The organism is Bradyrhizobium sp. AZCC 1610, from assembly GCF_036924515.1.
GTDB lineage: Bacteria > Pseudomonadota > Alphaproteobacteria > Rhizobiales > Xanthobacteraceae > Bradyrhizobium.
On record NZ_JAZHRR010000001.1, the window covers coordinates 4,854,721 to 4,868,902 of the forward strand.

A 14,182-nucleotide genomic window follows, 5' to 3' on the forward strand; every position below is an offset into this window, starting at 1 on the left:
CTCATCGGTTTGCCGAAGTCTGGCGGTCGTGTCTCCGCTGCTCTCCAGGAATCGCCGCGACCAGTTCGCGCGTGTAGGAGGATTTCGGGTTTAGGAATATCTGCGAGGGTGGTCCGCATTCTACGATCCGCCCGTACTGCATCACGGCGATTTCGTCGCAGATCTGGCTGGCCACGCGCAGATCGTGGGTAATGAAGATCATTGAGACGCCGGTCTCCCGCTGGATTTGATCCAGCAATTTCAAGATCTGGGCCTGGATCGACACATCGAGCGCTGAAACTGCTTCATCGGCAATCAGCAGCGTTGGTTTGAACATCAGCGCCCGAGCAATGCCGATGCGTTGGCGTTGCCCACCGGAGAACTCGTGCGGATAGCGGCCAAAGGCGCCAGCGTCGAGACCCACATGGGATAGTAGTCCCCGGGCCTCCTCCCGTGCTTGCGCAGAAGACATTCCATGCGCGACCGGACCGACCGTGAGGATGTGACCGATCGTCGAGCGCGGGTTGAGAGAGGCGAAAGGATCTTGAAAGATCATTTGGATCCGCGGCCGCAACGGGCGGAACTCGGCTTCAGAAAGCCCGGCAACGTCGCGTCCCTCGAACAGAATGCGACCGCCGTCACTGTCCATCAGTTTGATCAAAAGCCGCCCTAGCGACGACTTGCCGGAGCCGCTTTCGCCCACGACGCCAAGTGTCCGCCCAGGTGCCAGGTCGAACGATACGTCGTTTACCGCCGGCACGGTCCGCGTCGCGCCGAACCATTTGGCGCCGCTACGATAGGTTTTCATCAAACCGTCAACCTGCAGGATCGGCGCTTTCCCAACAGCTTCCAGAGGAATCCGGTCCTTGCCTGTCAGATGAGGGACGGCCGCAATGAGCCGCCGCGTGTAAGGGTGGTTGGGCGATTGCAGAACTTGAACGGCACTGCCCTGCTCGACGACATGGCCTTTCTCCATCACCACGACGCTGTCGGCGATCTCGGCCACCACCCCAAAATCGTGCGTGATGAACATCACGCTCATTCCCTTGCGGCGCTGAATGTCGCGGATCAGCTTCAGGATCTGCGCCTGGGTGGTCACGTCGAGTGCGGTTGTCGGTTCGTCCGCGATCAAGATCGCGGGCTCGAGCGCCAGGGCTATCGCGATCATCACGCGCTGTCGCTGCCCACCCGAAAGCCGGAACGGATACTGATGATACATCAGTTGCACATCCGGCAGACCCACTTCGGTCAGCAACTCAATCGCGCGGCTGCGGCGGGATTTCGCTGTGCCGATGCCATGCGCCGCTATGGCCTCCTCGATCTGCGCACCCACAGTCATCAGCGGATTGAGCGCCGAAAGCGGGTCCTGAAAGATCATTGACACGACCCGTCCGCGCAGGCCGCGCAGCTTTTCGGCAGGCAGACCCGCGATGTTCATTCCGTCCAGGTGGATTGCGCCCGAGGAAACTCGGATCACCCTGGGCAGAAGTCCCATGATCGCGTTGGCTGTCACGGACTTTCCCGATCCGGATTCTCCAATGATGCACAGGATCTGACCGCGCTTCAGATCGAAGGAGATATTCTCGACGGCGTGGGCCCGCTCCATCCCTCCCGGCAGGCTTACGCTAAGGTCGCGCACCGAGAGCGCCACGTCTTGGGAGTCTACAGCCTGGATGCTAGAGGCCATTAGAATATTCTCCCCTTTCGACGGCGTCGGGACGTCCTGCTGCGGATTGGGACTTCGGAGGCTTTCGGCTGCGCGACCGGACAGGTCGGAAACTCGCCGTTCATACTGGCATTCCCTGGTCGGAAACTGCGACATGATTCTGACCTCTTTGCTCAACAAGCAGGAGCTGTATCGCTCAAGACGCAGCATTGCCCGTGTTCGCCTCGGCCGCGATCACGGCAAGTCCATCCTCAATCGCGCTCTCGTAATCGATCATCGCGCCCGCGACATCGAAGCTCATGTAGCGGAACGCCGTAAGGGGCTTGGCGGCTTCCGCTAAGGTCAGTTCCCGGGCAAGGCCCATGTCGACAGCTCCCTTTGTGAACTTCGACTCATCGATCGAGATTCTTGCTTGGTGCCCACAAGTTTGGCCGCTTCGATCCTCCCAGAGTCGCCGAAACGCGGCACGCGGGCGGCAGGAACTTCTGAAAAGGAAGTCCGATTTGGCATTTCGCTCTGCGCTGCGACGCCTCCGACATCAGCCAGGAGACGCGCGCCTGATACGCCCGCGGCTGACGAGCCCCCGCACGCTTGTCCATAAGGTTCGTCAACTTGGCGCGTACCGCCCCCGCGGCAAGAACCCGGTGGGCTCGAAGACAGCCTTCAGCGGTCCTGCAAAGAACGCATCACCACCAAAAGCTGCAGGCAAATTTCATTGCGGCACGCCCTCATTCTTGCTGACGCCGATCTGATTGCGGAGAGCACATGCCTAGTCTCTGCCTATGAGGTGCGGCGCGAGCGATCTCGCAATAAAAGCTTGTAATGAAGGGAGCAAACCGCAGCATATTCTGTCTGTCCCCAAAACTCGGCAAGGCGCATCCGCGGAAGCTCGGTACGATACCTCAAACACCGGAGTCCTCGCTCGATGAGCGCGCCGCTAATACATATCGAATCCAGTCCGTCTCTGCCTCAAGAGGCTGACGTCGTCGTCATTGGCGGCGGCGTGGTGGGCGTGTTCACAGCTTACTATCTTGCCCGCCGCGGCGTTAAGGTCGCCTTGCTCGAAAAGGGGCGTGTCGCCGCCGAGCAGTCCAGTCGCAACTGGGGATGGTGTCGTCAACAGAATCGCGATGCGCGCGAGCTACCGATCGCCACCAGGAGTCTCGATCTTTGGGAGAAAGTAGCACAGGAGACCGGGGAAGACACGGGCTTCCGCCGCTGCGGGCTTCTCTATCTGTCGAACGACGAGAATGAGCTAACCGGCTGGGCGAAGTGGCGCGATTTTGCAAGGACGGTCGGCGTTACGACGCACATGTTGAGCACGAAAGAAGCGAGCGAGCGAGGCAAAGCGACGGGCCGCAAATGGAAAGGCGGCGTCTTCTCTCCAACAGACGGAACGGCAGACCCTTCGAAGGCTGTGCCCGTGGCCGCGCGTGCGATCATGACGGCTGGCGGCACGGTGCACCAGCACTGCGCCGCGCGCGGCGTAGAGCTCAGTGCCGGCCGGGTGAGCGGCGTGGTGACCGAACTGGGCACAATCCGGACCAAGACGGTGGTGATGGCAGGAGGGGCGTGGGCTTCTTCTTTCTGCAACCAGCTCGGCATTCGCTTCCCGCAGGCATCCGTTCGCCAATCCATTCTCGCGACGGCTCCAGGCGCAGCCGGTCTGCCCGATGCCCTGCACACTGCGCTCGTGTCACTTACGCGGCGTAGCAGCGGCGGGTACACGCTGGCAATCAGCGGGCGCGCGCGAGTCGATCCAACGCCGCAGCAATTCAGGTTCGGCCGCGAATTCGTGCCGATGTTCGCTCGCCGCTGGCGCAGTCTCGCCCCTGGAGCATTCGAGGGCATGCGCCAGGGTCACGAATCCCTGGCGAAATGGGCGCTCGGTGAGGTGACCCCGATGGAGCTGAACCGCACACTTAATCCCCGCCCCGACATGCGGCAGGTTCGGGCGACATATCAAAGAGCTTGCGAATTGCTGCCCGAGCTTCGGCGCGTCGCAATCTCTAATGTCTGGGCCGGCTATATCGACAGCACACCGGATGGCGTTCCCGCAATCGGTGAAGTGGGGGCGATTCCAGGCTTTATCCTCGCGGCCGGATTCAGCGGCCATGGCTTCGGGATTGGCCCTGGCGCGGGGCATATGATTGCCGACATCATTACCGGCAGCGAGCCGATCGTCGATCCGCGTCCCTACAGGCCGGAGCGTCTGAAAATGGGCGCTTGGGGCAAGGTCGCCGAGTTTTGAAAGGCTGATTTCAAAAGAGGCGCGTTGATGCTATGACAGTGCATATGACGATGAAGCTTCAGAGCCTCGACACCATCGCCGCCGGTCTCCAAGCGGGACGAACTGTGACCTCGCAAGTGGGGACGGATATAGTCCGTAAGGCGATCCGCGCCGCAAACTTCTAATGGCATCCCCATGAAGCTTGATAAGCTCGACATCAAGATTTTGTGCGAATTGCAGAAGAATGGGCGGATTTCCAACGTCGAGCTCGCGGAGCTGATTAACCTTTCCCCGAGCCCATGCCTGATGCGCGTCAAAAGACTCCAGTCGGAGGGCTTTATCACCGGTTATTCCGCCCAGATCGACGTTTCCAAACTCGGACAACCCCTGATCGTCTTCACCGAGATCACGCTCAAAAATCATCGCCAGATCGATTTCGCTCGCTTTCTCACGACTGTTGAAAAGATCAATGCGGTCGTCGAATGCCATCTTGTTTCAGGCGGATACGATTATCTCGTGAAATTCATCACAGCAGGAATAAGCGATTACCAGGCAATCATGGAACGTCTTGTCGAAATGGACATCGGCATCGACAAATACTTCAGTTTTGTCGTGTTGAAGTCCCCTATTGTAAAATCCCATTTGCCTCTCGAAAGCATATTCAACAATTGAGGAATGGTGGCCTTCCATCCTGGCGACGGGCGTTTAGCGGATTACCGCTCTTCTGCTTGCTCGAGGCTTTCTGCTCACAGCCTATCACGTCGAAGCAGCATGTTGCGGAAATCAGCCGATGATGCGCGATTTCGCTGCGCATGCGTCTGGCCGCATCAACCCTGGTCGGCGCATCATCCTTCTTCGGTTTTCCCGGTGGCAGGCGCAAATGATTATCCTTTTATCGCCGCGCGGACGTCCCTGTCTTCGAGCGTTTGGTCGAGCGTCATCCGAGTTCGTTCGATGATGCTGTCGATTTCCTCATGCGTGCAGCAGAGCGGTGGCGCGTAGCCCAGTACGCCGTGGGCGAAGGCGCGGATGACGAGACCGTTATCCCATGCGCGGTCGAAGATGCGGCGCGCCGCGTCCGCTTCCGGTGGCAGGGGCGTCTTGCGCTCCTTATCCGTGACAAGCTCGATTGCGGCCAGCATGCCGCGACCCCGGACATCACCGACAAGCGGATGATCGCCAAGCGAGCGAAGGCCCTCCATCAGGCGGTGTCCGGCCTTCCGCCCGTTTTCCAGCAAGCCACTCTCGTAAAGATCCAGGCACGCGAGCCCAACCGCTGCACTGACGGGATGTCCGGAATAGGTGTAGCCATGGCCGACGGCCGTCTTGCCGGCTCCGTCCGCGATCGTATTGTAAACGCGGTCCGACATGAAAACGGCTCCCATCGGCACATAGCCCGACGTCAGTCCCTTTGCGGTGGTCATGAAATCCGGCACGACATCGTCTTCTTCGCAGGCGAAAAATGGGCCGACACGACCAAAGCCAGTGATGACCTCATCGGCAACGAACAGAATATCGTTCTCCTTGCAAACCGCGTGCATGGCTTTCAGCCAAGACGGCGGTGGCACGAGGACGCCTCCTGACCCCTGAATTGGCTCGACATAAAAAGCCGCAACGCGATCTGCGCCCAGTTCGGCGATCTTCGCTCGCAGGGCCGCGATCGACGCATCGATGATAGCCTGGGGATGGGAGCCGACAGGATTGCGATAGGCATAGTGCGACGGAATTTTGTGCTGCCAGCTATAAGGCACCCCAAAGCCCGCATGAAAGGCCGGCAGCGCTGTCAATCCGGCCCCCGCCGTCGAGGATCCGTGATAGCCTTGCTCCACGGAGATGAACTGGTCCTTCTGCGGCATAGCCTTGGCGTGATAGTAGTACCGAATGAAGCGGATCGTGCTGTCGACGGCATCGGAACCACCCAGCGTGAAATAGACATGGTTCAGATCGCCGGGCGCCAATTCAGCCAGCCTGGCGGCGAGGCGAATGGCCGGCTCCGATCCCAATCCGAAATATCCTGTCGCATAAGGCAGTTCGCGCAGCTGCCTCGTGGCTGCTTCAACGATGCTTTCCTGTCCGTACCCGGCATTGACACACCACAGGCCGGCAAACCCGTCGAGCAATTTATGTCCCGAGGCATCGGTCAGGGTCGCGCCCTTCGCCGATCTTAGCACCCGCACACCTGACGCCTCGTGGCTGCGGTAAGACGAGACCGGGTGAACCAGATGCGCGCGATCCAGTTCGATCAACGAATTGCTTGACATTCAACCTCCATATCAACCCGGAAAGCAAAGTAGGATATCGAGGTCAGCAGTTCCTCCCAAGCAGCGCCTGGACCAAAGGAGTTTTGACTTTCGTTGGTGATCGATGCCGCATCTTATGCCGGAGCAGGTCCGCCGCGCCGCGGTGCTGCTCAATTCGAAAGGTTGCTTGGCACAACTCTCTGCCAAAGCTTCGATCCGATACGACACAATCTGCTTCCGGCTCCAGCGAAAGCGGCGCTTTATCTACGAGATGCTCATTATGATGCTGTCGTACCGGCGCAGTGCCGGGAGGATTGGAGGATTCCACGCCATGACGAAGTTCCGACCGAAATACATCACTTTCGATTGCTACGGCACGCTGACGAATTTCGACATGGCCGGCGCGGCAACGAGAGTCTACGGCTCCCAGCTTTCCTCCGCGGCGATGGCAGGGTTCATCAAGGACTTTTCAGCCTATCGCCTGGACGAGGTTCTCGGCAGTTGGAAGCCCTACTCCGAGGTCGTGCATAACTCGCTAGAGCGCGCCTGCAAGCGCAATGGCGTGGCATTTCGGCCGGAGCATGCCCAGCGCATCAATGACGAGGTTCCCACATGGGGTCCACATCCCGACGTTCCGGCGGGTCTGGCCAAAGTTGCCAGGGAGATTCCGCTGGTCATCCTGTCGAACTCCATGAAGAACCTCATCATGTCGAACGTGGAGAAGCTCGGCGCCCCCTTCCACACGGTCATCACGGCCGAGGAAACCGGCGCCTACAAGCCGCACATGAAGGGCTTTGAGTACATGTTTGATAAGCTGGGCTGCGGTCCGGAAGACATCACCCACGTCTCATCCTCCTTCCGCTATGACCTGATGACCGCCTACGACCTGGGCATCAAGAGCAAGGTATGGGTGAACCGCGGTCATGAGCCCGCGAACCCGTTCTATCAGTACACCGAGGTCGAAGACATCGGCGGGCTCGCCGCGGCAGTTGGCTTGGAGCCCCTTCGAAAAAGCGCGTGAATGCGTTTCCTTCTCCGGGCCCTTTCGCGGCACTTCAGACCTTCGAAAACTTCAATAGAGATCGATGCGTGATGAATAAAAGGGGGCGGTTCAGCGGCCCCCTTTTCCGTGTTTGGGCTAGTCATCCGATAGATATTGCGTTACTTCGCGGTTGAGGCATCATCCTTTTTATCGCGCGGACGCGGCCCGCCGCAAAATCGAAAAAACCCGACGATTACTCGTGCAAAACCGGGAAGCGGCCCTTATTCCAGCCCGCCGACATGAAGCGTTTTGATCTCGAGATATTCTTCTATCCCGAGCTGAGATCCTTCACGCCCCAGTCCCGACTGCTTTACTCCGCCGAAAGGCGCAACCTCGGTTGAGATCGAGCCGGTGTTCAAGCCTACCATTCCGAATTCCAGCGCCTCGGCAACACGCCATGAGCGCTTGAGGTTTTCCGTGTAGAAATAGGCAGCAAGGCCGAATGGCGTGCCGTTTGCGATCGCAATCGCCTCGTCCTCGGTCTTGAAGCGGAAAAGCGGAGCGACCGGTCCGAAAGTCTCTTCTGAAGCCAAGAGCATCTCGGTCGTTGCGCCACCGAGCACGACGGGGCGGGCATATTGCCGACCTTCCGGCACACCTTCACTCTGCGAGATGATCCTCGCGCCTTTATCCAAGGCGTCTGAGACGTGCCGCTTGATCTTTTCTATCGCCGCGCCATTGATCATCGGCCCTATTGCGACCCCCTCTTCCGTGCCGGCGCCGACCTTCATTTTCGCGACCCGGCTGGCGAGCTTTTCTGCAAAAGCGTCGTAAATGCCTGATTGAACGAGGATGCGATTGCAGCAGACGCAGGTCTGTCCACCATTGCGGAACTTCGACGCAATCGCCCCCTCAACCGCCAGGTCGACATCGGCATCGTCAAAGACGATGAATGGTGCATTACCACCGAGTTCAAGACTGAGCTTCTTGATGTTGTCGGCGGCGCCTTTCATCAGCAATGCGCCTACGCGAGTCGATCCGGTAAACGAGATCTTGCGTACGGTTTCATTGGCCATCAGCTCGTTGCCGATTTCCGCCGGCATGCCAGTCACGATATTGATGACGCCCGCCGGAATTCCTGCCCGCTCCGCCAGAACGCCGATCGCGAGCGCCGAAAAAGGCGTAAATTCAGATGGCTTGATGACCACGGTGCAGCCCGCAGCCAGCGCAGGTGCCACCTTGCGCGTAATCATGGCGTTAGGGAAATTCCAGGGGGTGATAATCCCGCAGATGCCCACCGCTTCTTTCAGTACCAAAATGCGGCGGTCGACAGTGGGTGAAGGGATAGTCGATCCATTGATCCTGCGTGCCTCTTCCGCAAACCATTTTACGAAGGATGCCCCATAGCGAATTTCTCCGAGCGATTCAGCAAGTGGCTTGCCTTGCTCCAGCGTCAGCAAAAGTGCCAAATCCTGTTCATGGTGCAGCATGAGCTCATGCCATCGCTCCAAGAGCGCTGCACGCTCTGCATGAGTCTTCTTTTTCCAGCGCTTGAAAGCATCGGCCGCAGCGTCAATTGCAGCCCTGGTCTCGTCGCGGCCCATATCCGGAATGGTGCCAAGAACTTGCTGACTGGCAGGATCGATGACATCGACGGTCGCTTTCGCGTTCGCATCCCGCCAGTTGCCGCCGATCAACGCCTGCTGGCGAAACAGGTCTCTGTCCTTCAATGCATTCATGTTCTTTTCCCTTCGGGGTCAACCCCGCGATCACTGCGATGCGTAATCGCTTCATGTTCCTTGTCCACGAGCGAGTCTGCTCGACGTGAGTTCGACGCGCACGCTGTTGGATTTGCGATTGGTGAGATAGAATCGTCTCATCCGAGCAATACAGGATCGAACGCCGCATTTTTCATCGAGAATGAACTGCCTGACGGCGTTGAATCGGGTCAGGCGCGGCTTGGAAAGTCGATTGTTCTGGCGGGCCATATATTTGGACCGCTCTGAGCTTTGTGCTCAGTCATAAGCGCAGACGTAGATCTTTCGCACGGTCTCGATCGTGCGCCAGACGCCGACAAAACCCGGCTTCATCACAAAGCTGTCGCCGGCGCGGTAAGTCTTCGTCTCACCATCCTTTTCCTCAATTTCGATGAGACCCGAGATGATGTGGCAAAACTCGTAGGTGGTGCCCTTGATGGAATGGGTCTCGCCGGGCGTTGCTTCCCAGACGCCGGTCAGTACCTTCTCGCCTTTCGAAGCGTCCTGCGCCCAGGTCTTGAAGGATGGATTGCCCGAAATGAGTCGTTCCGGAATAGGCAAAGCGTTCGTTGGTGCGAAGTCCGGATTGGTGTCGATAGTAATCAGAAGTGACATGGCATTATCCCTGGTTAGTAGCCGAGTGTTCGATCGACAAGGCCGATCGGATTTTTCCCGGCGCGGTGGCGCCGGATGTTTTCTATGACGGATAGTGCTGCCGTATGCGGTTGCGTCACGGAGGCAATATGCGGCGTTATCATCACCTTCGGGTGCGACCAGAGCGCATGGCCTTCCGGCAGCGGCTCGGGGTCGGTGACGTCGAGCATAGCTGCTGCAAGGCGGCCGCCGTCGAGCGCCTCGATGAGTGCGGTCTGGTCAAGCTGTGGGCCGCGGCCAACATGCAGCAGTCGCGCTCCCATCGGCAAGAACGAGAATAGCTTTGCGTTCAGAATGCCGCGGGTCTGCTCCGTCAGCGGCAGGAGACAGACCAGAATATCCGTCTCCATCAGAAAGCCGGCAAGCTGATCTTCGCCGTGAAAGCAGGTCACCCCCTCGACCACCTTTTTGCTGCGGCTCCATGCGGCAAGAGGAAATCCAAAGGGTTTGAGGCGGTCGATTGCCGCATGCGCCAGCATGCCAAGGCCCAGGAAACCCACGCGGCGTTCCGTCGTCTGCGAACTGGTAAGAGCTTGCCACATGCCCCTTCTCTGCTGCTCCCGATATGCGAGCATCTCGCGATGGAGCGCCAGCACGCCAAGGACGACGTATTCCTGCATCATGCGTATGATGCCATCCTCGACCATGCGAACCAGCTTCACATGGCCGGGTACGGTCTCCGGCTTGAACTGATCAACCCCTGCACCGATAGAAAAGAGCACTTCCAGATTACGAAAACGCGAGACCTCGTCCGGCACGTTCCATGTCAGGAGGTATCTCACCTTGTCCGGGTCGATATTTTCACTACAGTGGTAGAATTCCAGGTTGGGGAGCTCGCGCGCAAAGACCTGGCGGAAGACTGCTCCCCTGGCAGCATCGGAATTGAACAGAAATGCCATCGATGCACCTTTCACGTGTCACGCGGCAAAGCGCGGACCGAGATCCTCAATGATTCTTTGGTACGAGGAGGCTCCGCTCCATTCCGGCTCGCTCGTCGGCACGACATCCATATGTCCGGAAGGAAAGTAGCCCCCGGCCTCGCGCGGCCCAATAATGACCATCCGGTTGGACCGATCACCTTCAAGATCTGGAATGATTGCCACCTCGGCTCCTGGTGCCTGGCAGCGCCACGCGACCCAATTGACAATTGCCTCGTGGCCCGCGACGGTTGGAAGCGCGACTAGCCTCGCAAGGATTTCTTCAACAGTCATGGCGCCGCTCTGCCCCGCCCAACTCGCCGGATATCGACACCGTAACCGCAAGCAGGAGCTTTCCCTGCCGAATAGCGTTGCGCTATAGGCTGAAGATTTCGAAGACTGCCCCTAAACAGGCGAAACCTGCTGAGTTTCCGTGCGATGATGGGGCGAGACGCTTCGGCTGCAGCAATGTGGCCGAAGGATCAACGGCACGATATGCCGGACACCTTGGGCATTCGCAAAGAAACGGATGAGCTGAAATGGGACGATCGGTACGTCTGAAGTCCTTCGAATTGGTCGCCCGCGACATTCGCGAGGTTGATGTGAAGCTGCTCCACGCTCTCTCGCTTGCGGTTGGCTGGCCGCATCGGCCAAAGGACTGGGATTTCCTGCGCCGCGCCGGTCAGGGCATCGTCGCCGTCGACGGCATCGGGCGCGTTTTCGGAAGCGCGATGTGGTTCCCGCACGGGCGCAAGTTCGCCACCATCGGCCTGGTACTCACATCGCCGCGCACCCAAGCACAAGGTACCGGCCGATGGCTGATGGAACAGGTGTTCGAACGGTGCGGCAATCGGAATTTGACCCTGAACTCGACCGATGCCGCCTATCATCTTTATCTTTCGCTGGGCTTCATGAAGGAAGCGGTCGTGTATCTGTGGCAGGGTGAGGTCGCATCGTCCCTTCCGGCGGTGCCAGTTCTGGATGGCGAATTGATGTCGCCGTCAGCCGAAGATCTTAAGGAGATCGCAGCGCTGGACGAGCGCGCGTTCGGAACTAGCCGCCAGAAGCTGCTTGCATTGCTTTCGGAAGGTGCGTCAATCTGCACGCTAAGCCGCGGCGGCGAGATCGTCGGCTACTCCATGAAGCGCGAGTTCGGGCGTGGCCACGTGATCGGTCCCATCGTCGCCAGCAATGATTGTGACGCGATCCATCTCACGGCCGTGCATCTTAAGGAGCTTACGGGACGGTTCGCCCGCGTCGATACGCGAGAGCAGACGGGTCTATTCGCTGACTATCTTCAGCAGAGCCGCCTCGGGATAAGCGAGACGGTCACAACCATGTCCAAGGGGAAGCGATTTCTTAACCGAAAGGAAAACGAGCCGTGGGTCTACGGATTGGCCGGTCATGCGGTGAGCTGAAGTCGTAAAGCGGAAACGAGAGACGCGCAGCAAACAATAGGCGAATTTTGTCGGCAGCGAGTAACTGGTCGGCACGCGCCGACCGAATGATTTGAAAATCAGTTCGGGTTTTCGGATGAGAACCTCGCTTCTGTTGTCAACAATATCCTGGGCACTTTGCCTGGGCCGCGACTCCACCGGCATTGCTCGAAGGCAGGAGAGTGGCTTGCTTGCGACAGAACAAGACAGGTGATGCTGCCGGCTGCGTCGGGTATGTCGGATGCTCTAGCGCCTGACATCACTGCGGAAAGTCTTCTCCCGAACGCGCAGCACCCGCTTGGTCTGGGGCAGCGTTCGCGACCTCGATCGTCCACCCCGTTGGCGGCTCGACGCAGCAGACAGGGTGAGCGCCCTAAAGGTCGGTTCGGCTCAGGAGGCGCGAAAGAGACAGCACTGCGAAAGGTCGTGCTGGTTTTGCGGTCGACCGGTGGGCCTTCTGCTGAATGACCATGCATTGCGGCACATTCTGCCAAGCGCCTGCGGCTATGCTTGGCTGATAAGGCAAATTGACAGGAACCAAGGACATGGATCGCTACCGGCCGAAATACGTGACGTTTGATTGCTACGGCACGCTAATCAATTTCCAAATGGCGGAAGCCGCCAGGGATCTGTTCGGTCATCTTCTGGATGGGCCGCGCATGGACGAATTCATCAAGAATTTCTCAGCCTACCGCCTCGACGAGGTGATGCAGGACTGGAAGCCTTTTGCAGATGTCGTTCACAACTCACTGGAGCGCACCTGCCGCCGCAACAACGTCGCATTCCGTGCCGAAGACGCTGAAACGATCTACAACCGCATCCCGACCTGGGGACCGCATCAGGACGCACCCGAGGGATTGGCTAAACTAGCCAAGGAAATTCCGCTGGTCATCCTTTCGAACGCCACGACGGCCCAAATTCCGTCGAACGTGGCAAAGCTCGGCGCGCCATTTCATGCCGTCTATACCGCTGAACAGGCGCGTGCCTATAAGCCACACTTCAAAGCGTTCGAATATATGTTCGACATGCTGGGATGTGGCCCAGAGGACATAACTCACGTTTCCTCGTCTTTCCGCTACGACCTGATGTCCGCCTATGATCTGGGGATCAAGAACAAGGTCTGGGTTAATCGCCGCCATGAGCCAACCAACCCCTACTACGAGTACACGGAAATCTCCGATGTGACCGAGCTACCAGGCGTTTTCGGACTCTGAGGGGCGAGGATGGACTTGGCCCTGCAGAACACCGAAGCCTATTTTCGCGCTGCCGCTGCAATCTTGGCCATGCAGCCGGGCTCTTCCGAACCGGACATGTCGGCGGCGCTACTTAAGCGCCACTACGGATTAACGGGATCGATCGCGACATTATCCTCTGAGGTCGAGCGCACCGTTGAGGTCAACCTGTCGGAGGGCCGCCGATTAATCCTGAAGACGTCGACCAGACCGGAAGCGGTCGACAGCTTTCGTTTCCAAGCCGCCGCTATAGCCGGATTACAAGGGGCCGCGGGCTTCGCCGCACCCGAAGTGCTCCGCACGAACACCGGCGCGTTGATGTTTGAGCAAGAGGGAGTATGCGGGTACTTGCAGACCCGGATTGAAGGCATTCCGCTGCACCAAGCGATGCCAACTCCCGACCTGCTTTTTCGAACAGGCATCGCTCTGGCCCGGTTGCACTTGACTCTTGATCTGGTCAGCGTGCCCGCGGCCGACCGCCCCGTTCTTTGGCACATCGGTTGCTGGTCGAGGTTGACGACGGAACTAGAGCAATACCTGCCATGCCGGAAAATTGCCGATGGCGTTCGCGTCGCGATGGGGGAGTATGTCGAGTTTGTTGAGCCTCAAATCTCGAATGTGGCGTGGCAGGTAACTCATAATGATCCCAGCCCATTCAATGTGATGGTGACTGGCCAGGGAATGGGTTTCATCGATTTTGGCGATGGCTGCTGGGGCCCTCGAATCCAGGATCTAGCGATCGCAGCAAGTCACGTCGTAAAGGATCCGACCCTTCCTTTGGGTGGGGCCGAACATCTTATTGCCGGCTATGCCTCGGTCACTACACTTTCGGCGCTGGAAGCAAGATTGCTCGTGGGACTGATGCGGGCACGACAAAGCGCATTGATCTTGGTCAACTACTGGCGCTCCCACCTTTTTCCGGCCGACGCCCAGTACATCAAAAAGAATGTCGCGCGTGCCGAGCACGGCCTTTCTATTCTAACACCTCTTGGTGTCACATCGGGCGAGGCGGCAGTCCGAGCGGCAATGTCGTCGTTTCAGCCGTAACGCCATTTCGGTTCGCTCGACCGGCACAGTCGCCAAAAGAAG

General features: G+C 58.6%; 13 protein-coding genes. 6 read left to right on the forward strand and 7 right to left on the reverse strand.

Going from position 1 to position 14,182, the window contains the following annotated elements:
* Position 1: 1 nt before the first annotated feature.
* Complete coding sequence (locus V1279_RS24055) at positions 2–1,666, reverse strand: ABC transporter ATP-binding protein (RefSeq protein ID WP_334446558.1); 1,665 nt, start codon at positions 1,664–1,666, stop codon at positions 2–4.
* Positions 1,667–1,841: 175 nt separating this feature from the next.
* Complete coding sequence (locus V1279_RS24060; RefSeq protein WP_334440907.1) at positions 1,842–2,009, reverse strand: hypothetical protein; 168 nt, start codon at positions 2,007–2,009, stop codon at positions 1,842–1,844.
* A 561-nt stretch (positions 2,010–2,570) separates the two neighbouring features.
* On the opposite strand from V1279_RS24060, the gene V1279_RS24065 reads away from it, so the two are divergent.
* Entirely contained in the window at positions 2,571–3,896 is a 1,326-nt protein-coding gene (locus V1279_RS24065; RefSeq protein WP_334440909.1) for an NAD(P)/FAD-dependent oxidoreductase, read from the forward strand.
* A gap of 174 nt (positions 3,897–4,070) precedes the next feature.
* Positions 4,071–4,547: an Lrp/AsnC family transcriptional regulator gene (locus tag V1279_RS24070; RefSeq protein WP_334440911.1), complete on the forward strand. Its 477-nt coding sequence runs from the start codon at positions 4,071–4,073 to the stop codon at positions 4,545–4,547.
* A 212-nt stretch (positions 4,548–4,759) separates the two neighbouring features.
* Here V1279_RS24070 and V1279_RS24075 read toward each other — a convergent pair whose 3' ends face one another.
* The gene (locus V1279_RS24075; protein ID WP_334440912.1) at positions 4,760–6,136 is read right to left on the reverse strand and encodes an aspartate aminotransferase family protein; all 1,377 of its coding nucleotides are present in this window, start codon (positions 6,134–6,136) and stop codon (positions 4,760–4,762) included.
* Between the two features lie 310 nt (positions 6,137–6,446).
* On the opposite strand from V1279_RS24075, the gene V1279_RS24080 reads away from it, so the two are divergent.
* Complete coding sequence (locus tag V1279_RS24080; RefSeq protein WP_334446560.1) at positions 6,447–7,136, forward strand: haloacid dehalogenase type II; 690 nt, start codon at positions 6,447–6,449, stop codon at positions 7,134–7,136.
* Between the two features lie 242 nt (positions 7,137–7,378).
* Here the strand turns inward: V1279_RS24080 and V1279_RS24085 are convergent, their stop codons facing one another.
* The 4 genes from V1279_RS24085 to V1279_RS24100 form a co-directional block, all read right to left on the reverse strand.
* Positions 7,379–8,836, reverse strand: coding sequence for an NAD-dependent succinate-semialdehyde dehydrogenase (locus V1279_RS24085; RefSeq protein ID WP_334440914.1), 1,458 nt, complete (start codon positions 8,834–8,836; stop codon positions 7,379–7,381).
* Positions 8,837–9,112: 276 nt separating this feature from the next.
* Positions 9,113–9,469 (reverse strand): cupin domain-containing protein, encoded by a 357-nt coding sequence (locus tag V1279_RS24090; RefSeq protein ID WP_334440916.1) that lies wholly within the window; start codon positions 9,467–9,469, stop codon positions 9,113–9,115.
* 14 nt (positions 9,470–9,483) lie between these two features.
* On the reverse strand, positions 9,484–10,407 hold the full coding sequence (locus V1279_RS24095; protein ID WP_334440918.1) for a 2-hydroxyacid dehydrogenase: 924 nt from the start codon (positions 10,405–10,407) through the stop codon (positions 9,484–9,486).
* 18 nt (positions 10,408–10,425) lie between these two features.
* Positions 10,426–10,719 carry a hypothetical protein gene (locus V1279_RS24100; protein WP_334440920.1) on the reverse strand — a complete coding sequence of 98 codons (294 nt, stop codon included), beginning with the start codon at positions 10,717–10,719 and terminating at the stop codon, positions 10,426–10,428.
* 245 nt (positions 10,720–10,964) lie between these two features.
* Here V1279_RS24100 and V1279_RS24105 point away from each other — a divergent pair, with 245 nt between their 5' ends.
* The 3 genes from V1279_RS24105 (at position 10,965) to V1279_RS24115 (ending at position 14,140) form a co-directional block, all read left to right on the forward strand.
* Positions 10,965–11,843 (forward strand): GNAT family N-acetyltransferase, encoded by an 879-nt coding sequence (locus V1279_RS24105; RefSeq protein WP_334440922.1) that lies wholly within the window; start codon positions 10,965–10,967, stop codon positions 11,841–11,843.
* Between the two features lie 563 nt (positions 11,844–12,406).
* Positions 12,407–13,075, forward strand: a complete 669-nt coding sequence (locus tag V1279_RS24110) for a haloacid dehalogenase type II (RefSeq protein WP_334440925.1) — start codon at positions 12,407–12,409, stop codon at positions 13,073–13,075.
* A gap of 15 nt (positions 13,076–13,090) precedes the next feature.
* The gene (locus V1279_RS24115) at positions 13,091–14,140 is read left to right on the forward strand and encodes a phosphotransferase enzyme family protein (RefSeq protein ID WP_334440928.1); all 1,050 of its coding nucleotides are present in this window, start codon (positions 13,091–13,093) and stop codon (positions 14,138–14,140) included.
* Positions 14,141–14,182: the final 42 nt, after the last annotated feature.